Raw genomic sequence first — 19068 nt, forward strand, 5'->3', positions numbered from 1 at the left:
AACCACCAATGATTCGTCACTGGACGAATCGGAACAGACATCCCTCGGTAGCCTGGCGCGGTGCTCCGCTTCGAAGTCTCCGTCGAGGACCTGCTGCGCAGCCGCTTCGCGCTGTCGCCCGCGCTGGACCTCTGCCAACTGCTGCGCTCACTCGCCGGCCAGGACAGACCGCTGCCGCGAGCCTGGGCCACCCGGCTCCTCCCGGCCTTTGAACGGCTTCGCCGCGAGAGCGAACTGAACGCCGCCCTCGCCCTGCACAACCCGCGATCCGGACCGAGCTTCGTCGCCCCGGCCCCTCGCGGCCTCAACCAGACCTGGGCAGACGACCTGGCCGTGATCCGGGCCACACCGCTGGAAGCGGCCCGCCACGAAATCGCCACCCACGCAACCGGCCCGTCCGCCCGTGATCCCCGCGTACGCGCGGTGCTGGACTCGACGGACGCCGTCTCCAGGATCGCCGAGGCGATGGACCGGGCCTGGCACGAGCTGCTCGCCGCGGACTGGCCGCAACTGCGCGCGATCTGTGAGCGCGACGTCGTGCACCGGGTGGGTACGATCGGCGAACACGGATGGGTCACGACCATCGAGAGCCTGCACCCGAGCATCACCTGGCAAGCCAGCGGTATCGAGATCGGCCACTTCGCCCAAGTTGAACCGGTCCGCCTCGCCGGCGACGGACTCCTGCTGATCCCTTCGGTCTTCGTCGCGAATATCGGCGCCCACCTGGCAGACCCCTGGCCCTGGCCCAGGACCTTGGTCTATCGCGCCCGCGGCACCGCCGCCCTGTGGGGCGAACAGGAGACCGTCCCCCAACAGGACGCGCTGACCGCACTGATCGGCCGGTCACGAACCCGACTGTTGTTGGCGCTGGACGCTCCGGCCAGTACCAGCCAGCTCGCCCGAAGCCTCGCCATGGCACCCGGCGCGGTAGGAGACCACCTCGCCATCCTGCTTGGCGCGGGGCTGCTCGTCCGCGCCCGGTCCGGACGGTCCGTGCTCTACCGGCGCACCCCGCTCGGCGAGGCATTGGTAGGCGGTACGAGCTGAGAGATCGGATCAGCACTGCTTATGAGGCGCCGCCAACAGACGATCGCGCGGCCGAGAGCAAGGAACGCCTGGTGGATGTCGGCACGGTTCGCCCAGCGGATACGGGGCCGGCGGTCACCAGGGCGGCAAGCCGGCACGCCTCCACGCACGATGCTGGCCGTTTGCTGACCTGACCAACCCTACGGGGCCGCTGACCTGCGCAGATGCCCGGATGTCAGATGTTGGACTTCAACAGGCACGCAGCATTTCGGACTCCGGGAAGACGGCTCCCCGCCGGCCTTCTACAGGTCAGGGGCGCGTCATACATCGGCAAGCTTCGACTCCAAGGTTCTCCAGAACATCGTTCGCCGTGACGAACAAGTCTCTCACCTGCGCAATCTGTGCGGATCAAGCTGCCGCGAAGCTGTAGACCGGGAGCATGTACGGAGGAGTGTCCCCGTCCAATGCTGAGCGGATGCTGACTTAGCTGGATAAGTAAGTCCGAGGGGTGTCGTTGCGGTTAGTGATCGTGGCAGGCTCATGACCGTTGGTCGGCTGTGCGGTTGTCGTTGTGCCAGATGGCTGCCGCAGCGGCTTGAGCAGGTGCGCTCCGGAGCGCTTGGCCTCTCCTTTGCGGGCTGGCCGCAGCAGTACCAGGTGACGCTCGGCAAGGTCGTGTTCGAACCCAAGGCCGTAGTAGCCCTTGTCCGCGATGATCGTCTGGCCCGGACGGGCCGTGGTGATATCGGGTGCGGTGTCGAGCATGTCGCGCGGCGTCTCCCGCTCGTACTGGGCCCATTACGGCTACTGCGCGTCTTACTCCTGGCACTTCTGGGCTGCGGCTGCACCTGGTGTGCACGCCCGGAGGGCTGCCGGTCGCCTTCGCCCTCACCGGAGCGAAGGCGCGGGCAGGTCCGAGCGGTTGGCCGTCTCTTCGGGAGTATCCGCAGCCCACCGGGGTGGAGGCGACCAGCCATACATCGTCGCTCCACAGCGAGGTGTCCGCCGCGAGTATCCAGATCAGGCGGGTGATCAGTGGTGATGCCGCCCGCAGCCGCTGGTTGTAGCCGGACTGTCACGGCGAAGCCCTCAACCCGCCGTCTCCGGGACCAGAGTGCTGTTGCGAGGGTGTCCAGGTCGGTCATCACACACCGACCATGGACACCCTCGTGCCATGTCCGCGGGCAAACCCTTGGACTCACTCATCCAGGCGTGTGTGAGGCCGGCTCTTGAGCCGACGGCACCCCCTTACGGGCGACGTTCACGCCTTGGTGAGGACGAAGAACAGGAAGCACAGGAACCTGCCGGACTCCTTCTGTTCGAAGACTTCGGGGAACCGTTCGCGGGTGCCGGGTCCCGGGGACGGTTCACTGATGACGTCGATCCGGAAGCCGGCGGCGGTGAACGCGTCGGTGATCGCGTGCAGCGGCCGGTCCCAGAAGGTCATCAGGTGCTTGGTGCCGTCGATTTCCCACCACTGGGAGGTGGGGCGGATCGCGAAGTAGTGGGTTCCGGGCGGTGCCGTCAGGTGCTGGACGAAGGGGTGGTGGACGGACCCGATGAGGCGGCCACCGGGCTTCAGCACGCGCCGCAGTTCGGCCAGGGCCGTCGTCCAGTCCTCCAGGTAGTGCAGGACCAGGGAAGCGACGACGTCGTCGAACTCGGCGTCGGCGAAGGGCAGTGGGCCGCCAAGTTCGGCCCGTTCCAGCGCCACGCCGTCGCCGAGCCGCCGCCGGGCCTGCGCCAGCATCCCGGCGCTGGAGTCGAAGCCGGCGACGACGGCGCCGCGCTCGCGCAGGTCCTCGGCCACGGGGCCGGCGCCGCAGCCGGCGTCGAGGATCCGGCGGCCCGCCACGTCGCCGGCCAGGTCCACGATCGCGGGACGCGCGTAGTAGGCGTTGAGCAGGCTGTTCTCGTTGTGGTCCGCGTACGCCTCGGCGAAACGGTCGTAGTCGTTCACCCTCTCCCCGGGCCCCGGAGGCGGCTCGACGGGACTGACCCAGGACGCCGTCTGCCGGCTCGGCGGGACATCCGCCTGCTCTGCGGGTCTCTCGGGAGCGGCGGTTCCGCCGGTCGTTCCAAGATCCCCGCTACGGCGGTTACCAGGTCAGCGAGCCAGAACGCCTCCGCGCCCAATGCTGACCATGTGCTGACCCGAGCGGCTCGATCATGCCTCTGACCTGCGCAAATTCTCATATGCTAGATGTTGGACTTGAACATGGTGCGCAGCATGAAGCTACTCCTGGTGCTCGGCTCCCTGCCCGCGCTCCTGCAGGTCAAGGGCTCTTGTGCCACTCTACGACGACACCGCGCCCCCGGGTTCTGTGAGCACCCCCACTCCCCAGCCGGACCGGCGGCACCCCAGCCTACGCAGCCGCCCCGGCCGGGGTCAGCCCTTCAGGCCGGTGTGGGCGAGGACCTCGACGAACTGGCGTTGCAGGGCGATGAAGAAGACCGGCACCGGCGGCGCCGTCATGGTGGCCGCCGCCGGCTGTACGTCCCACATGGGGCCGCCGTACGCGTCCACGAAGTGGGTGAGAGCCTGCGGCAGGGTGAACTTCTCCGGGGTCGACAGGAACACGATCGGCTCCAGGCAGAGGTTCCGGCTGTGCAGAAAGGTGAAGATGGCCACCGCGCCGAGCGCCGGTCCGGCCAGCGGCATGGCGATCCAGGCACTCATACGTATGAGTCGCCGGTGCGTTCCGCCATGCCGCGTTCCCGGCCGAGGGCCGTCAAGATGGTCATGCGTATGACCACTTGACGCTGCTCCGAGCCGCCCCCGAAGCTGTGCTGCCATCGGCTCCCCCGGACGGCGGAGCCGCCCGACAGGCCACCGCCCCACTCCGGAGTCGCCATGACGGACCACGCGAGTCGCTCCCCCGCCACCCCCATGAGCCGCCGCGGACTACTGCGCGGCGCCGCCACACTCGGCACCGCGACGGCGGCCGGCGGACTGCTCTCCCTCGCGGGCGGCGGGGCCGCGCAGGCGGCCGTGCCGGGCTTCCCGACCTTCGGCTACTACGGCCAGGCGCTCGACAGGAGCCGGCTGCGCTACAACCCGACCAATGAGCTGATCTTCCCGTCCGTCCGCTATGTCGCCGGCCGCATCAACAACCCGCTGGGCCGCTGGTACATGTACTACGCGCCGCACGACGCACCCGGTGGGATCTGCCTCGCCTACGCCGACACCGTCACCGGCCCCTGGCACGAGTACCCGAACAACCCGATCATTCCGCGCACCTGGGCCGGCTTCGACGTCTCCCACGTATCGAGCCCGGACGCCTTCTGGAATCCGGCGGACCGCAAGATCTACCTGTACTTCCACGGCGAGAACCACACCACCCGGGTGGCGAGTTCGGTCGACGGCCGCAGCTTCCAGTACCACAACAGGGTGGTCGGCACCTACATGCTGCCGGGCGTCAGCGAGACCTCGTACGCCCGGGTCTTCCCGCACCCCACCAAGCCGGACATCTACATCATGCTCCTGATGGGCAACCACGGCGGCACCCGCAAGATCTACATCGGCTGGTCCCACCACCTGACCTCGGGCTGGCAGGTCAAGACCGACCCGCTGATCTCGCCGCGCGCGGGCGAGGGCGGCCAGCTCTCCGGCGCGCACTACTGGTCGCGGAACGGCGGCGGGCATGTGGTGTACCACTCCGGCGCGGGGAGCATCCATGTCGCGAGGGTCGGCACCGGCTTCGACCGCGAGGACCACCTCGGCGTGCTGTACGACTCCCGGTCGGCCGCGCCGGACAACGGGCGCGCCGCCGCACCGTCCTTCGTCGAGGCGGACGGCCGGCTGCACATGTTCTACGAGGCCGGTCAGCGCGGCTCGACCACCATCGCCCTGGCCCGCGCCGACTGACCCGGCCGCAGCACGCGAAATGGGGCTCCCCGGCAGGGGAGCCCCACTCGGCACGGCCGCCGGATCAGCCCCGCGTCGCCGGCTCGTACGGCGTCAGCAGCGCCGCCAGCTCCGGATGCACCCGCACGGTCAGCAGCGTGCCCTCACCGGTGTGCTCCTCGCGCAGCACCTCACCCTCCGAGTGCACCCGCGAGACCAGCGCGCCCTCGGTGTACGGCAGCAGCGCCGCCACCTCCACATCGGGGCGCGGCAGCTCGTCGTCGATCCAGGCCAGCAACTGCTCGATGCCAAGACCGCTGTGCGCCGACACGGCGATCGACCGCCGCTCCGCACGCAGCAGCCGCTGCACCACCAGCTCATCGGCGGCATCGGCCTTGTTGATCACCACGATCTCCGGGACCTGGGTGGCACCGACCTCGCGGATCACCTCCCGCACCGCCGCCAGCTGCTCCTCGGGCTCGGGATGCGCGCCGTCCACCACATGCAGGATGAGATCGGCCTCGCCGACCTCCTCCATGGTGGACCGGAACGCCTCCACCAGATGGTGCGGCAGATGCCGTACGAACCCCACCGTGTCCGCCAGGGTGTAGAGCCGCCCGCCGGGCGTCTCGGCCCGCCGCACCGTCGGGTCCAGGGTGGCGAACAGGGCGTTCTCCACCAGCACCCCGGCGCCGGTCAGCCGGTTCAGCAGCGAGGACTTGCCGGCGTTGGTGTAGCCGGCGATGGCGACCGAGGGCACATGGTGCCGGCGCCGCTCCCCGCGCTTGATGTCCCGCCCGGTCTTCATCTCGGCGATCTCCCGGCGCATCTTCGCCATCTTCTCGCGAATCCGCCGCCGGTCGGTCTCGATCTTGGTCTCACCGGGGCCACGGGTGGCCATGCCGCCACCACCACCGCCACCCATCTGCCGGGACAGCGACTGGCCCCAGCCGCGCAGCCTGGGCAGCATGTACTGCATCTGAGCGAGCGAGACCTGCGCCTTGCCCTCCCGGGACTTGGCGTGCTGGGCGAAGATGTCCAGGATCAGCGCGGTGCGGTCGACCACCTTGACCTTGACGACGTCCTCCAGCTTGATCAGCTGGCCGGGGCTCAGCTCACCGTCGCACACCACCGTGTCGGCGCCGGTCTCCAGCACCAGATCACGCAGCTCCTGCGCCTTGCCGGAGCCGATGTACGTGGCCGGGTCGGGCTTGGTACGCCGCTGGGTGACGCCCTCCAGCACCTGCGCGCCGGCGGTCTCGGCCAGCGCGGCCAGTTCCGCGAGGGAGTTGTCCGCGTCCTGGGCCGTACCGGAGGTCCACACGCCCACCAGCACCACGCGCTCCAGGCGCAGCTGGCGGTACTCGACCTCGGTGACGTCCTCCAGTTCGGTGGACAGACCGGCGACCCGGCGCAGCGCGGCGCGCTCGTCGCGCTCGTACTGCTCGCCGTCCCGCTCTTCGTCGAAGGTGCTCCAGTCCGCGTCCTCATCCATCAGGGCGTCGGCCCGGCGGCTCGCGGCGGGGCGTGAGTTTTCCTGAGGAAGGGATGAAAACGTCAATGCGATCCTTAGTCGTCGGGCGAGGCGGCCGGAAGAGCCGTCCGGAAGGGGAACAACGCCGGGGCACAACGGAAGATTCCCGTTTTCCCCGCCATCTCCATAGTGGCACGGCCCGATCGGGGCGTCACCCAGGTTTGCCGCCGGCCCGGCTAACCGCGCGGCCTGACCACCCGGGAGACGTCGTACACGCCCGGCACCTCGCGCATCGCGCGCATCAGCCGGGGCAGCCCCGAGGCGTCCGGCAGCCGCAGCGTATAGGTGTGCCGCACCCGCTGCTGGCGGGGCGGCTCCACCTCGGCCTGGAGCACGGCGGCGCCCTGCGCGGCGAGCGCCTCGGTGAGATCGGCCAGCAGGTGCGGGCGGCCCAGCGACTCGGCGTACAGCGTGACCCGGCAGCCGATGGACGGCGAGCGCCAGCCCACCTCCAGCGTGCTCCGGCCGGAGCCGGTCATCCGGACCGCGACCGGGCAGCTCTCCCGGTGCACGGTGACGGCGCCGCCGCGCACCAGGAAGCCGCACACCCGGTCCGGTGGCACCGGGGTGCAGCAGCGTGCCAGCCGCACCGGGGCACCGGGCGCGCCGCGCACCAGCGCCACGGGCTCGGCGGCCGGCCCGCCGGGCGTCGCGGGGGCGGCCGGGGCCTGCGGCGCGGCGGGGCTCGCGGGCACCGGCACGGCGGCGGCGCGCTCGGCGGTGGTACGGGGCTGCTCGCCCTCCAGCCGGCGCCGGATCGGGATCCGGGCGGCGGGCGTGGTGGCGTACTCCAGCCACTCGGCGGCCGGCCCGGCGGACGGGCCCGGGTCGGGGTCGAGCAGCAGCCGTACGGAGTCGCCGTCGCGCAGCACGGTGCGCAGTGTGGCGAGCCGGCCGTTGACCCGGGCGCCGATGCAGGTGTGGGCGAGCTGACCGTGCCGGGCGTAGGCGGCGTCCACGCAGGTGGCGCCGGCAGGCAGCTGGAGCGGGCCCTCGTCGTCGGCCTCGGCGAAGACGGTGATCTCGCGGTCCTGGGCCAGCTCGGCGCGGAGCGAGGTCCAGAAGGTGTCCGGGTCGGGCTCCTGCCGCTGCCAGTCCAGCAGCCGGGACAGCCAGCCGGGGCGGGAGGGGTCGGCGCGCTCGCCGTCCTCGTCGGCCACCGACGCGATCACCCCGGCCTCGGCGATCCGGTGCATCGCGTGCGTCCGCACCAGTGCCTCGGCGACCAGTCCGTCCCGGTCGGCGAACGCGGTGTGCAGGGAACGGTAGAGATTGAACTTGGGGGCCGCGATGAAGTCCTTGAACTCCGACACCACCGGGGTGAAACAGGTGTGCAGCTCACCGAGCACCCCGTAGCAGTCGGCGTCCTCCGCGACCAGGATCAGCAGCCGCCCGAAGCCGCCGGGGCCGAGCCCGCCGCGTTTGAGCAGCGCCCGGTGCAGCGACAGCACGTGCCGGGGCCTGATGATGACCTCGGCCGCGATGCCGGCCTCCCGCAGGATGGCGCGTACCTGCTCGGCGACCCCCTCCAGCGGCTCCGGGCCGGCCCGGTGGGCGCGCAGCAGTTCCAGGGCGCGGGCGTGCTCGGCGGGCTGGAGGATGGCGAAGACCAGGTCCTCCAGCTCGGTCTTGAGCGCCTGGACGCCGAGCCGCTCCGCCAGCGGGATGAGGACCTCGTCGGTGACACGGGCGATGCGGGCCTGCTTCTCGGGGCGCATCACCCCGAGGGTGCGCATGTTGTGCAGCCGGTCGGCGAGCTTGATCGACATCACCCGCACGTCGGTGCCGGTGGCCACCAGCATCTTGCGGAAGGTCTCCGGCTCGGCGGCGGCGCCGTACTCCACCTTCTCCAGCTTGGTGACGCCGTCGACCAGCAGCTCCACCTCGGCACCGAACCCGGCCCGTACCTGATCCAGGGTCACCTCGGTGTCCTCCACGGTGTCGTGGAGGAGGGAGGCCGTCAGGGTGGTGGTCTCGGCGCCGAGTTCGGCGAGGATGAGGGTGACGGCGAGCGGGTGGGTGATGTACGGCTCGCCGCTCTTGCGCATCTGTCCGCGGTGGGCGGACTCGGCGAGCACGTACGCGCGGCGCAGCGCGTCGAGATCGGCGCGGGGGTGATGGCGGCGGTGCACCTGGGCGATGTGCTCGATGGCGTCCGGCAGGCGGTGCCGGGGGGCGGAGGGCCCGAAGACGGCGGCGCGGCCGAGCTGGCGCAGCCTCAGCACGTCGATCCGGTGCCCGCGCCGCGCTGGGGCGGCCTTGCTGGGTCCGATCGCCTCTGCACTCAAGGGGTACCTCCCGGCTGCATCGCCGGGCCGCGTGGCTCCCGTGACAATCTCCGCAGCGGCGCCGGTGCTTGATGGTACCGAGCTGATCACCTCCGCCCGGCCGCCCGTTGCCCCTTCCAGCCCGGATCACCCGTTCGAGCGACGAATGTCCCGGCCAACCTGTCTGAAACCAGGCCCCTCACCCGGGAGTTGGCCGGTCCTACCCGCGCCGGCCCCCGGACTGGCGTCCGGGAAGGGTCACCGTGCCCTCGGCCACGATCTCCGCCGGGCCCGTCATCGTGATGTCGCCGTCCGGGTGTTCGGTGATGTGCAGGGTGCCGCCGGGGACGTCCACCGTGTACGTGGCCGGCTCGCCGTCGGCCACCGGGTTCAGGCCGTCGCGGCGGGCCGCCGCCACCATCACCGCGCAGGCGCCGGTCCCGCACGAGCGGGTCTCGCCCGACCCGCGCTCATGCACCCGCAGCGCCACATGCCGCGGCCCGCGGTCCACCACGAACTCCACGTTCGTGCCGTGCGGATACACCTCGGCCGGCCGGACCTGCGGGGGGCTCAGCAGCGGCCCGGCGTCGGCCAGCGCCGTCACGAACGCCACCGCGTGCGGGTTGCCCATGTCCACGTGGCGCGCGGGCCACGACCGCTCCCCGACCCGTACGGTCACGGAGTCGCCGTCCCCGCCCGGCAGCCGCGCCGGGCCCATCGAACTGGTCAGCGGGCCGTCCCCGGCGACCCGTACCCGCCGCACCCCGGCCCGGGTGGCGACCGGCACCTCGCCGTCCTTCACCAGACCGGCGCGCTGCAAGTGGCGCACGAAGACCCGCAGCCCGTTGCCGCACATCTCGGCGATGCTGCCGTCCGCGTTGCGGTAGTCCATGAACCACTCGGCCTCGTCCGCCAGCTCCCGCGCCTCGGGGTGCGCGGCGGAGCGCACCACCCGCAACAGCCCGTCGGCTCCGAGCCCGGCCCGCCGGTCGCACAGCCACGCGACATCGGCGGCGGTCAGCTCCAGCAGGCCGTCGGGGTCAGGAATGATCACAAAGTCGTTCTCCGTGCCGTGGCCCTTGAGGAACGGTACGGACTGCCGTGCGGTGCTCATCTGCCCGATCGTATCGGCCGGGCCCGGCGCCCGCTCAGCGCAGCAGCGCGACGCGGCTGACGGCGAGCGCGGCGAGCACGGCGATGCCGAGCCCGTACAGCGTGATCAGCCGCCAGTCGGGGCGGCGCCCGGAGCCCCGGGCGGGCAGCCCGGGGAGGGTGTAGCCGACCCGCAGGGCGGCCATCATGCCCAGACCCGCCGCGCTGCATCCGATGAGCAGGCCGGTCATCGCGACGACGGCGCCCCCGTCGTCGAAGGTGAACGCGAGCGGGAAGGCGAACATGAGCGAGCCCAGCAGGCCGAGCAGCACGATCGGCACGATCTGGGTGGCGCGCAGCCGCCGCGGCGGGCGCAGTTCACCGTACGATTCCGCCCGGTCGGCGCTCTCCTCCGCGGCGTCCCGCGGGACGTCCGCGTCCCGCTCGATGCCGCCCGCCGGGGCCACCGGGTCGGGGACGTGCGCCGGAGGCTCCGCGCCCCGGTGCTGCCGGGGGATGTCTCCGGTGGTTCCGTCTGTTTCGCGAGGGCCGGCCTCCATCGCCACGTGCCCTCCTAGCGATTCGGTTTTCACGACTGCGGCATCGCTCGATGATGGCACGGCAAGGGGCCGGGACCGGCCGCCTGGAGCGTCCCGATGCCATCACGTGATCAGGATGTGACCGTCCGTTCGAGCAGCTCCCGGGCCCGCTCCTCCAGGGGGGTTCCGGAGGCATCCGGGCCGCCGGTCAGCCAGTGCACCCGGGCGTCACGGCGGAACCAGGTTTCCTGGCGGCGTGCGAAGCGTTTGGTGGCGCGTATCGTCTCGGCGCGCGCCTCCTCCTCGGTGCACTCGCCGGCCAGCGCCGCCAGCACCTGCTGATAGCCGAGCGCGCGGGAGGCGGTGCGCCCGTCCCGCAGCCCGGCCGGCTCCAGGCCCCGTACCTCCGCCACCAGGCCAGCCGCCCACATCCGGTCCACCCGAGCCGCGATCCGCGCGTCCAGTTCCCGGCGGTCGGTGGCGATGCCGATCTGGAGCGCCCGGTAGTGGCCGCTCTCCTCGTCGGGGCCCGGCAGATTGGCGGTGAACGGGCGTCCGGTGATCTCGATGACCTCCAGCGCGCGGACGATCCGCCGCCCGTTGCCGGGCAGGATCGCGGCGGCGGCGGCCGGGTCGGCGGCGGCGAGCCGGGCGTGCAGGGCACCGGTGCCCGCCTGCTCCAGCTCGGCCTCCAGCCGGGCCCGTACCAGCGGATCGGTGCCCGGGAACTCCAGCTTGTCCAGCACCCCCCGGACATAGAGACCCGAGCCGCCGACCAGGACGGGGGTACGGCCGGCCGCCAGCAGCCGGTCGATCTCGGCGCGGGCGAGGCGCTGGTACTCGGCGACGCTGGCGGTGACGGTGACGTCCCAGATGTCGAGCAGCCGGTGGGGCACTCCCCCGCGCTCGGCCTCGGACAGCTTGGCGGTGCCGATGTCCATGCCCCGGTACAGCTGCATGGAGTCGGCGTTGATCACCTCGCCGCCCAGTCGCCGGGCGAGCGCGGTGCCCAGGTCGGACTTTCCGGCGGCGGTGGGGCCGACCACGGCGATGACCTGGGGGGTTGGGGCTGCGGTGTTCATCGGGTGCAGTCTCGCAGACCACCGGGCGGCACCACGAACGAGCGACGTGACGCGAAGGGGCCGGGGTCGTTTCCACCTCGGGGGCATGCCAGGGACACACGGAAGTCAGGAGCAGCTCATGGGTGTGGTCAGCAGGGTGTTGGGCCGGTTCCGCCGCCGGGCGGACGAGGCGGAGCAGGCGCCGGCGGCGGAGGCTGCCACGGAGCCGAAGCCGGCCCAGGAGGCGGCGAAGGCAGAGGCGGACGCGGCGGCGGAGGGAGCCGGACAGGCGGCGCCGGAGAGCGTGGAGATCCCGAAGCAGACGGCGGCCGGCGAGGCAGCGGATAATGAGGCCGACGAGGGCGCTCGTCAGCAGCAGTAGCCAGCAGCACGTCGAGAAAGCAGGTGGCCGGGATGGGCTTCATGGACAAGCTCAATGTCGACAAGCTGAAGCAGACGCTCAGCCAGAACCGCGACAAGGTCGAGATGGGTCTGGACAAGGCCGCCGACGCCGCGAACTCCCTCACCAAGGGCAAGTACGCGGACCAGATCGACACCGGTGCGGACAAGGCGAAGGACGCGCTCGGCAAGCTCGCCGAGGACAAGGACAAGGACAAGGACGAGGACGGCAAGGACGACGGCAGGAGCGCCACGAGCGGCTCCTGAGTCTCCGGCCTTCCGTCTGGAGCCGGCCGGAGTGAGTGCCCCGGCCGGCTCCAGACGCGTTCACGACCAGGCGGCCACGAAATAGCCCACCCCGTACGGGGCCTCGTCGTACAGCAGCGCGCCGCTGAGGCCCGCGCCCTCGCCCGCCCCGGCGAGCAGCTGCCAGCCGGAGCGGCCCGCGACCCGCAGCTCGCCCGCCAGTGCGGCGTCGAGGCCGGCCAGCGCGGCGGTGTCGGCGCGGCCCAGCGCGGCGGCGGCGTCCGCGTCGAAGGCGGCGGCGCGCTCGTCGAAGGCGCCGGGCGCCTTGGGGGTACGGCACGCGCTGCCGTCGCCCATGATCAGCAGCGCGAGCCGGTCGGTACGGGCGGCCAGTTCGGCGCCGGTGGCGGCGCAGTGCGGCTGCTCCAGGGTCTCGCCGATGCCCAGGCCCTCGACGGGGGCGGCGTGCCAGCCCTGCCCGTCCAGCAGCCAGGCGGCCACGGCGAGCGAGGGCGGCAGCTCACGGCCGTCGCCGGGGACGGGAACTCCGGCCCGGCCCAGCCGTACATCGAGATCCACCCCGAACCCGTGGAACGAGCCGGGCGCGCCCTCGGCGTACGCCCCGCGCGCCTCGGGCAGCGCGGGCCCGACCACCACCAGCCGCCCGGGCCGGGCGGCGGAGAGCACCCCCAGCGCGTCGGCGCAGGCGGCCCGGGCCCCGGCCAGCTCCCCGGCGGCACCCCCCGCCACCTCGGGAACCAGCAACGGCGGGCAGGGGCACACTGCGGCGGCGACAAGCATGGTGATCAGCGTAGCGGTGGGGGTCAGCCGCGCCGGCTGTCCCACACGAGCTCGCAGGCGGTGAAGGAGGCCATGAACTCTCCTCCGAACCTGATCTCGAAGAAGACCAGGTATCCATCGGCCTGCCGATGGGCGACCCGCCGGGTCACCGGTCGCAGCCCCGAGGGCTGGTAGGTGCGGACGTGCTGCCACAGCGCCGCGTCCGCCTCGGCCCGCACGCCGTACAGCTCACCCAGCGGCCTGGCTCCCCAGACCGTGTTTTTCCAGGTGCCCCGGTTCCGCTGCACGAACAGCCCCCACCAGCGCGGCTTCTCGCCCTTGTACAGGTCAACAGACACGGCACCCGCCGCCCGTCGCCCCCTCCTGGGCGGGCGCGGGGGCCGGGGCGCCGATCGTGGGGAGGCCGAGCATCACACCCCGCGGCTCGGCGGCCCGCGCCGGGGCGGCGTTGCGCAGCTCCCAGGCGTCGCCCGCCCGGGTGCGCCGTACCGCGCTCGGCGGGGCCTCCGCCAGCAGGTGGTGCGGCGCCGCGTAGCTGATCTCCACCGTGACCATGTCCCCCGGCCGCACCGGCTGCCCGGGCCGGGCGAAGTGCACCAGCCGGTTGTCGGGGGCGCGCCCGGACAGCCGGCGGGTCGCGTCGTCCTTGCGTCCCTCGCCCTCCGCGACGAGCACCTCCACCACGCGGCCGACCTGCCGCTTGTTCTCCGCCCAGGAGATCTCCTCCTGGAGCGCGACCAGCCGCTCGTACCGCTCCTGGACGACCGCCTTGGGCACCTGTCCGTCCATCTCGGCGGCCGGGGTGCCGGGGCGCTTGGAGTACTGGAAGGTGAACGCCTGCGCGAACCGCGCCTCGCGCACCACGTGCAGCGTCTCCTCGAAGTCCTCCTCGGTCTCGCCGGGGAAGCCCACGATGATGTCCGTGGAGATCGCGGCGTCCGGCATCGCGGCGCGCACCTTCTCGATGATGCCCAGGTAGCGCTCCTGCCGGTACGAGCGGCGCATCGCCTTCAGCAGCCGGGAGGACCCGGACTGGAGCGGCATGTGCAGCTGCGGCATCACATTCGGGGTGGTGGCCATCGCCTCGATGACGTCGTCCGTGAAGTCGCGCGGGTGCGGGGAGGTGAACCGCACCCGCTCCAGGCCCTCGATCCGGCCGCAGGCGCGCAGCAGCTTGGAGAACGCCTCGCGGTCGCCCATGTCGGAGCCGTAGGCGTTGACGTTCTGCCCGAGCAGGGTGATCTCCAGGACGCCCTCGCCGACCAGCGCCTCCACCTCCGCGAGCACGTCCCCGGGGCGGCGGTCCTTCTCCTTGCCGCGCAGCGCCGGGACGATGCAGAAGGTGCACGTGTTGTTGCAGCCGACCGAGACCGACACCCACGCCGCGTAGGGGCTCTCGCGCCGGGTGGGCAGCGTGGAGGGGAACGCCTCCAGCGACTCGGCGATCTCCACCTGCGCCTCGCGCTGGACGCGGGCCCGTTCCAGCAGCACCGGGAGCTTGCCGACGTTGTGGGTGCCGAAGACGACATCGACCCACGGCGCGCGGCGGGTGATGGTGTCGCGGTCCTTCTGGGCCAGGCAGCCCCCGACGGCGATCTGCATGCCGGGCCGGGCGGCCTTCTTCGGGGCCAGCTGGCCGAGGTTGCCGTACAGCCGGTTGTCGGCGTTCTCCCGTACCGCGCAGGTGTTGAAGACCACGACGTCGGCGGTCTCGTCGTCCTTGCCGGCGCGTACGTAGCCGGCCTGCTCCAGCAGTCCGGACATCCGCTCGGAGTCATGAACGTTCATCTGACAGCCAAATGTTCTGACTTCGTATGTGCGCGCGACTTCCGGCATGCGAGTGCTCAATCCATGAAGATCCGGGACCTGGGTACAGCGGATCACCCAGTTTACGTGCCCCCGCCGGCGGCCCGCCCTTGCCTCCGGGGGCGCACTGCGCGCAGGATCGGCCCATGTTCTCCCCGCGCGTCCCGTTCCCGCTGCGCCGCCGCCCGGTGCCGGTCCTGATCGGCGTCGCCGCCGCCCTCCTGCTCCTGGGGGCCGTGCTGTGGGCCCCGGCCACCCGTGGCCAGGAACGGCTCAGCGGCTCGGTGACGCTGAGCACCGGGGTGCCGAGCGGGGTGTACGCGCGGTACGGGCCGCTGCTCCAGGCGCAGCTGGCCCGGGACGCCCCGGATCTCGACATCACGCTGCGCGGCAGCGCCGGCTCGGTGGAGAACATCGAGCGGCTGGTCCTCGGGGAGGCCGACTTCGCCATCGCGACGGCCGATTCGCTGGCCTCGTACCAGGCGGCGGGCGGCGAGGGGGCGGACCGGCTGCTGGCCTGCGCCAGGCTGTACGACGACTACATGCAGCTGGTGGTACGGGCCGACTCGCCGGTGCAGCGGGCCGCCGATCTGGCCGGGCTGCGGGTCGGGGTGGGGCAGGACCAGTCGGGGGTGCAACTGGTGACCCGCGAGCTGCTGGCGGCGGCGGGCCTGGACATGGACACCGACATCACGGCGGTGCGGCAGGGCATCAACACCACGCCCACCATGCTGGAGGCGGGCCGGATCGACGCGTTCTTCTGGTCCGGCGGGCTGCCCACCTCGGCGGTGGAGCAGTTGGCGCTGCACACCGACATCCGGCTGGTGCCACTGGGGGATCTGGTGCCGGCGCTGCGCGGCGAGGACGGTTCGTACCGCGACTACTACCGGGCGGCGGTGCTGCCGCCGGACGCGTACCCGGACATCGCGGGCAGCCAGGTGATCGACACGGTGGCGGTGGCGAATCTGCTGGTGACCACGGACCGGGTGGACCCGGCGGTGGCGGAGCAGATCACCCGGTCGGTGATCAACGGCCGGGACCGGATCGGTTCGCAGGTGCACGCGGCGCAACGGGTCGATCTGCGCACCGCGATCTACACCCAGCCGCTGCCGTTGCATCCGGGGGCCGCCGCGTACTACCGCTCCGCCAAGTCCTGAGCGGGCCGCGCGTTTCGGCCCTCTCGTGCGCGCGGCAGAAGTGATCTAGCCTCGACGGGCGTGTAGTCCCGGTAGTCCCGCCAGCCCCGGTTCGACGACGAGCCTTCGGAGCCCGCCATGCATGACGACCGCACCATTGTCGAAGACCGGCTGCGGCGCGTTCTCGATGAACGCGTCCGGCCCGCCGTGCACCGTGACCCGGTGCCCCTGACCGTGGAGCGCTGGGACGCCCCCGGGGAGCCCGTCCCGGTCGACGAGGCGCTGGCCGCCCCGTACACGCCCTGCGCCGGCGCCGGGGAGCGCTGGGGTCCGGCCTGGGGCACCACCTGGTTCAAGGTGACCGGCAGCATTCCGGCGCACTGGGCGGGCCGCGCGGTGGAGGCGGTGCTGGACCTGGGCTTCGACCGGGGCATGCCGGGCTTCCAGTGCGAGGGCCTGGTGTACCGCCCGGACGGCACGGCCGTGAAGGGCCTGAACCCCGACAACTCCTGGGTACGGCTGGCGGACGCGGCGGCCGGCGGGGAGGAGGTGGTGCTGTACGTGGAGGCGGCGGCCAACCCGATCATCAACGACCCGCGCCCCACCCACCAGGGCGATGTGCGCACCGCGAGCGCCGAGCCGCTGTACCGGCTGGCGGCCGTGGAACTGGCGGTCTTCGAGCCCCAGGTCTTCGAGCTGGTGGCCGATCTGGAGGTGCTGGGCGGCCTGATGACGCAGCTGCCGGTGGACGGCGCGCGCCGCTGGGAGCTGCTGCGCGTCATCGAGTCGGCGCTGGACGCGCTCGATCTGGCGGATGTGCCGGGCAGCGCGGGCGCCGCCCGGGCCCGTCTCGCGCCGGCGCTCGCCGCACCCGCGCACGCCTCCGCGCACCGGCTGAGCGCCGTGGGCCACGCGCACATCGACTCGGCGTGGCTGTGGCCGCTGCGCGAGACCGTACGGAAGGTGGCCCGCACCACCGCCAACGTCGTCGCGCTGATGGAGGACCACCCGGAGTTCGTCTTCGCGATGTCCCAGGCGCAGCAGCTGGCCTGGCTCAAGGAGCACCGCCCCGAGCTGTACGCACGGGTGAAGAAGAAGATCGCGGCCGGCACCTTCGTCCCGGTCGGCGGGATGTGGGTGGAGTCCGACACCAACATGGTCGGTGGCGAGGCCATGGCACGGCAGTTCCTGTACGGAAAGCGGTTCTTCCTGGACGAGTTCGGGATCGAGACCGACGGGGTGTGGCTGCCGGACTCCTTCGGCTACACGGCGGCGCTGCCCCAGCTGGTCAAGCTGTCGGGCTCCCACTGGTTCCTGACCCAGAAGATCTCCTGGAGCCAGACCAACGCCTTCCCGCACCACACCTTCTGGTGGGAGGGCATCGACGGCACCCGGGTCTTCACCCACTTCCCGCCGATCGACACCTACAACTCCGACCTCGGCGGCGCCGAGCTGGCGCACGCCGCGCGGAACTACCGGGAGAAGGGCCGCGGCAGCCGCTCGCTGGCCCCGTTCGGGCACGGCGACGGCGGCGGCGGCCCCACCCGGCAGATGCTGGCCAGGGCCCGCCGGCTGGCCGATCTGGAGGGCTCGCCACGGGTGCGGATCGAGGATCCCTCCGCGTTCTTCACCGCCGCCCGGCAGGAGTACGAGGACGCGCCCGTCTGGGTGGGCGAGCTGTATCTGGAGCTGCACCGCGGCACGTACACCTCGCAGGCCAAGACCAAGCAGGGCAACCGGCGTGCCGAGTCGCTGCTGCGCGAGGCGGAGCTGTGGTCGGCCACCGCCGCGCTGCGGGTGCCGGGCCACGCCTACCCGTACGAGGATCTCGAACGGCTGTGGAAGACGGTGCTGCTGCACCAGTTCCACGACATCCTGCCCGGCTCGTCCATCGCCTGGGTGCACCGCGAGGCGAGGGAGACGTACGAGCGGGTGCACCGGGAGCTGGCCGCGATCACCGACGCCGCCCAGCGCGCCCTGGCCGGGGACGGGCCCGGCGACGGTACGGGCACGGTGGTCTTCAACGCCGCGCCGCACCCGCGCGGCGGCATCCCGGCGGGCGGCGCCGCGCCGCGCCCGGCCCGTACCGCCGCGCCGGTTACCGTCGCCGAGCGCGACGCCGGCGGCTTCGTCCTCGCCAACGGGCTGCTGCGGGTGGAGGTCGATCACCGGGGGCTGCTGGTCTCGGTGCGCGAGGTCGACGGCCCCGGCGACGGCGCCGGCCGCGAGGCCATCGCCCCAGGTCACGCCGCGAACCTCCTCCAGCTCCACCCCGACCTGCCCAACCACTGGGACGCCTGGGACATCGACGCCTTCTACCGCCACAACACCACCGACCTCACCGCCTTCGACAACCTCGAACTCGCCGAGGCCGACGACGCCGCCGCCACCGTGCTGGTCACCCGCAGCTTCGGCACCGGTTCGGCCGTCCGGCAGCGGATCACCCTGCGGGCCGGCGCCCGCCAGGTCGACCTCGACACCGAGATCGACTGGCACGAGAGCGAGAAGATCCTCAAGGCCGCCTTCCCGCTGGATGTGAAGGCCGACCACTCAGCCGCCGAGACCCAGTTCGGGCATGTCTTCCGCCCCACCCACACCAACACCTCGTGGGAGGCCGCCAAGTTCGAGATCTGCGCGCACCGCTGGCTGCACGTCGCCGAACCCGGCTGGGGCGCCGCGCTGCTGAACGACTCCACCTACGGCCACGACGTCACCCGAGAGGTACGGGCGGACGGCGGCCAGACCACCACCGTACGGCTGTCGCTGCTGCGCGCCCCGCGCTACCCCGACCCGGAGACCGACCAGGGCACCCACCGGCTGCGGTACGCGCTGGCGCCCGGCGCGAGCGTGGCGGACGCCGTACGGGAGGGGCACGGCCTCAACCTCCCCGAGCGCTCCCTGCCCGGCACCGCCACCGTCGCGCCGCTGGTGACCGTGACCCCCGACGCGTCGATCGTGGTGGAGGCGGTGAAGCTCGCCGAGGACCGCAGCGGCGATGTGGTGGTACGGCTGTACGAGTCGGGCGGCGGCCGGGCGACGGGCCGGCTGCTACCGGGCTTCGCACTCGCCTCCGCCACCTCCACCGACCTCCTGGAACGCCCCCTCACGGACGCTCCCGGGCATCCGCTCGGCGAGGACGGCGCGGTGGAACTGTCCCTGCGTCCCTTCGAGATCCTCACCCTGCGGCTGGTGCCCGCCTGACGCACCCCGGCCGGCCCGCGCGGCCTCGTACCGGGGCAGCTTCCCGGACCCTCACGGGTCCGGGAAAGCCTGGCCACAGCCCGCTTCGCCCCGTCTCCGCCGTATCAGGCGGC

The 19068-nt window shown here is 72.3% G+C and carries 15 protein-coding genes and 4 pseudogenes; 7 read left to right on the top strand and 12 right to left on the bottom strand.

Features of this window, described 5'->3' with window-relative positions:
* Positions 1–60 precede the first annotated feature (60 nt).
* The gene (locus tag AC5WRL_RS22250) at positions 61–1047 is read left to right on the top strand and encodes an ArsR family transcriptional regulator (protein WP_496090403.1); all 987 of its coding nucleotides are present in this window, start codon (positions 61–63) and stop codon (positions 1045–1047) included.
* 561 nt (positions 1048–1608) lie between these two features.
* Here the strand turns inward: AC5WRL_RS22250 and AC5WRL_RS22255 are convergent.
* A pseudogene (locus AC5WRL_RS22255) lies at positions 1609–1815 on the bottom strand (IS982 family transposase); the annotation flags it as partial.
* 1 nt (position 1816) lies between these two features.
* Here AC5WRL_RS22255 and AC5WRL_RS22260 point away from each other — a divergent pair.
* Positions 1817–1931 (top strand): annotated as a pseudogene (locus tag AC5WRL_RS22260) (IS982 family transposase); the annotation flags it as partial.
* Here the strand turns inward: AC5WRL_RS22260 and AC5WRL_RS22265 are convergent.
* The 3 genes and pseudogenes from AC5WRL_RS22265 to AC5WRL_RS22275 all read right to left on the bottom strand — a co-directional run.
* Positions 1929–2101 (bottom strand): annotated as a pseudogene (locus AC5WRL_RS22265) (IS982 family transposase); the annotation flags it as partial. The pseudogenes AC5WRL_RS22260 and AC5WRL_RS22265 overlap by 3 nt on opposite strands.
* A gap of 186 nt (positions 2102–2287) precedes the next feature.
* Positions 2288–2986 carry a class I SAM-dependent methyltransferase gene (locus AC5WRL_RS22270; protein WP_496090404.1) on the bottom strand — a complete coding sequence of 233 codons (699 nt, stop codon included), beginning with the start codon at positions 2984–2986 and terminating at the stop codon, positions 2288–2290.
* A gap of 429 nt (positions 2987–3415) precedes the next feature.
* Positions 3416–3694 (bottom strand): annotated as a pseudogene (locus AC5WRL_RS22275) (carbohydrate ABC transporter permease); the annotation flags it as partial.
* A 186-nt stretch (positions 3695–3880) separates the two neighbouring features.
* Here AC5WRL_RS22275 and AC5WRL_RS22280 point away from each other — a divergent pair.
* The gene (locus tag AC5WRL_RS22280) at positions 3881–4894 is read left to right on the top strand and encodes a glycoside hydrolase family protein (protein WP_496090405.1); all 1014 of its coding nucleotides are present in this window, start codon (positions 3881–3883) and stop codon (positions 4892–4894) included.
* A 64-nt stretch (positions 4895–4958) separates the two neighbouring features.
* Here AC5WRL_RS22280 and hflX read toward each other — a convergent pair whose 3' ends face one another.
* The 5 genes from hflX to miaA form a co-directional block, all read right to left on the bottom strand.
* Positions 4959–6434 carry a GTPase HflX gene (gene hflX, locus AC5WRL_RS22285; RefSeq protein WP_496090406.1) on the bottom strand — a complete coding sequence of 492 codons (1476 nt, stop codon included), beginning with the start codon at positions 6432–6434 and terminating at the stop codon, positions 4959–4961.
* A 149-nt stretch (positions 6435–6583) separates the two neighbouring features.
* Complete coding sequence (locus AC5WRL_RS22290) at positions 6584–8695, bottom strand: RelA/SpoT family protein (RefSeq protein ID WP_496090407.1); 2112 nt, start codon at positions 8693–8695, stop codon at positions 6584–6586.
* 199 nt (positions 8696–8894) lie between these two features.
* Positions 8895–9788: a diaminopimelate epimerase gene (gene dapF, locus AC5WRL_RS22295; protein WP_496090408.1), complete on the bottom strand. Its 894-nt coding sequence runs from the start codon at positions 9786–9788 to the stop codon at positions 8895–8897.
* A 34-nt stretch (positions 9789–9822) separates the two neighbouring features.
* Positions 9823–10326: a hypothetical protein gene (locus tag AC5WRL_RS22300; protein ID WP_496090409.1), complete on the bottom strand. Its 504-nt coding sequence runs from the start codon at positions 10324–10326 to the stop codon at positions 9823–9825.
* 110 nt (positions 10327–10436) lie between these two features.
* Positions 10437–11387 (bottom strand): tRNA (adenosine(37)-N6)-dimethylallyltransferase MiaA, encoded by a 951-nt coding sequence (gene miaA / locus AC5WRL_RS22305; RefSeq protein WP_496090410.1) that lies wholly within the window; start codon positions 11385–11387, stop codon positions 10437–10439.
* Between the two features lie 118 nt (positions 11388–11505).
* Here miaA and AC5WRL_RS22310 point away from each other — a divergent pair, with 118 nt between their 5' ends.
* Together AC5WRL_RS22310 and AC5WRL_RS22315 are read left to right on the top strand one after the other, a co-directional pair.
* Positions 11506–11748 (top strand): hypothetical protein, encoded by a 243-nt coding sequence (locus AC5WRL_RS22310; protein WP_496090411.1) that lies wholly within the window; start codon positions 11506–11508, stop codon positions 11746–11748.
* Between the two features lie 41 nt (positions 11749–11789).
* Positions 11790–12032, top strand: coding sequence for an antitoxin (locus AC5WRL_RS22315; RefSeq protein ID WP_496090412.1), 243 nt, complete (start codon positions 11790–11792; stop codon positions 12030–12032).
* A 60-nt stretch (positions 12033–12092) separates the two neighbouring features.
* Here the strand turns inward: AC5WRL_RS22315 and AC5WRL_RS22320 are convergent, their stop codons facing one another.
* Genes AC5WRL_RS22320 through miaB form a run of 3 tightly spaced genes read right to left on the bottom strand, consistent with a single transcriptional unit; the run spans position 12093 to position 14648 of the window.
* Positions 12093–12812 (bottom strand): class III extradiol ring-cleavage dioxygenase family protein, encoded by a 720-nt coding sequence (locus AC5WRL_RS22320; RefSeq protein WP_496090413.1) that lies wholly within the window; start codon positions 12810–12812, stop codon positions 12093–12095.
* 23 nt (positions 12813–12835) lie between these two features.
* The gene (locus AC5WRL_RS22325) at positions 12836–13150 is read right to left on the bottom strand and encodes a hypothetical protein (protein ID WP_496090414.1); all 315 of its coding nucleotides are present in this window, start codon (positions 13148–13150) and stop codon (positions 12836–12838) included.
* Positions 13140–14648, bottom strand: coding sequence for a tRNA (N6-isopentenyl adenosine(37)-C2)-methylthiotransferase MiaB (miaB, locus tag AC5WRL_RS22330; RefSeq protein ID WP_496090415.1), 1509 nt, complete (start codon positions 14646–14648; stop codon positions 13140–13142). Before miaB ends, AC5WRL_RS22325 begins: the two co-directional genes overlap by 11 nt.
* Positions 14649–14764: 116 nt before the next feature.
* On the opposite strand from miaB, the gene AC5WRL_RS22335 reads away from it, so the two are divergent.
* Complete coding sequence (locus AC5WRL_RS22335) at positions 14765–15775, top strand: TAXI family TRAP transporter solute-binding subunit (RefSeq protein ID WP_496090416.1); 1011 nt, start codon at positions 14765–14767, stop codon at positions 15773–15775.
* Positions 15776–15892: 117 nt separating this feature from the next.
* The gene (locus AC5WRL_RS22340) at positions 15893–18955 is read left to right on the top strand and encodes an alpha-mannosidase (RefSeq protein ID WP_496090417.1); all 3063 of its coding nucleotides are present in this window, start codon (positions 15893–15895) and stop codon (positions 18953–18955) included.
* The last annotated feature ends 113 nt before the right edge of the window (positions 18956–19068 follow it).

The sequence above is a fragment of the Streptomyces sp. NTD107 genome, assembly GCF_059510435.1.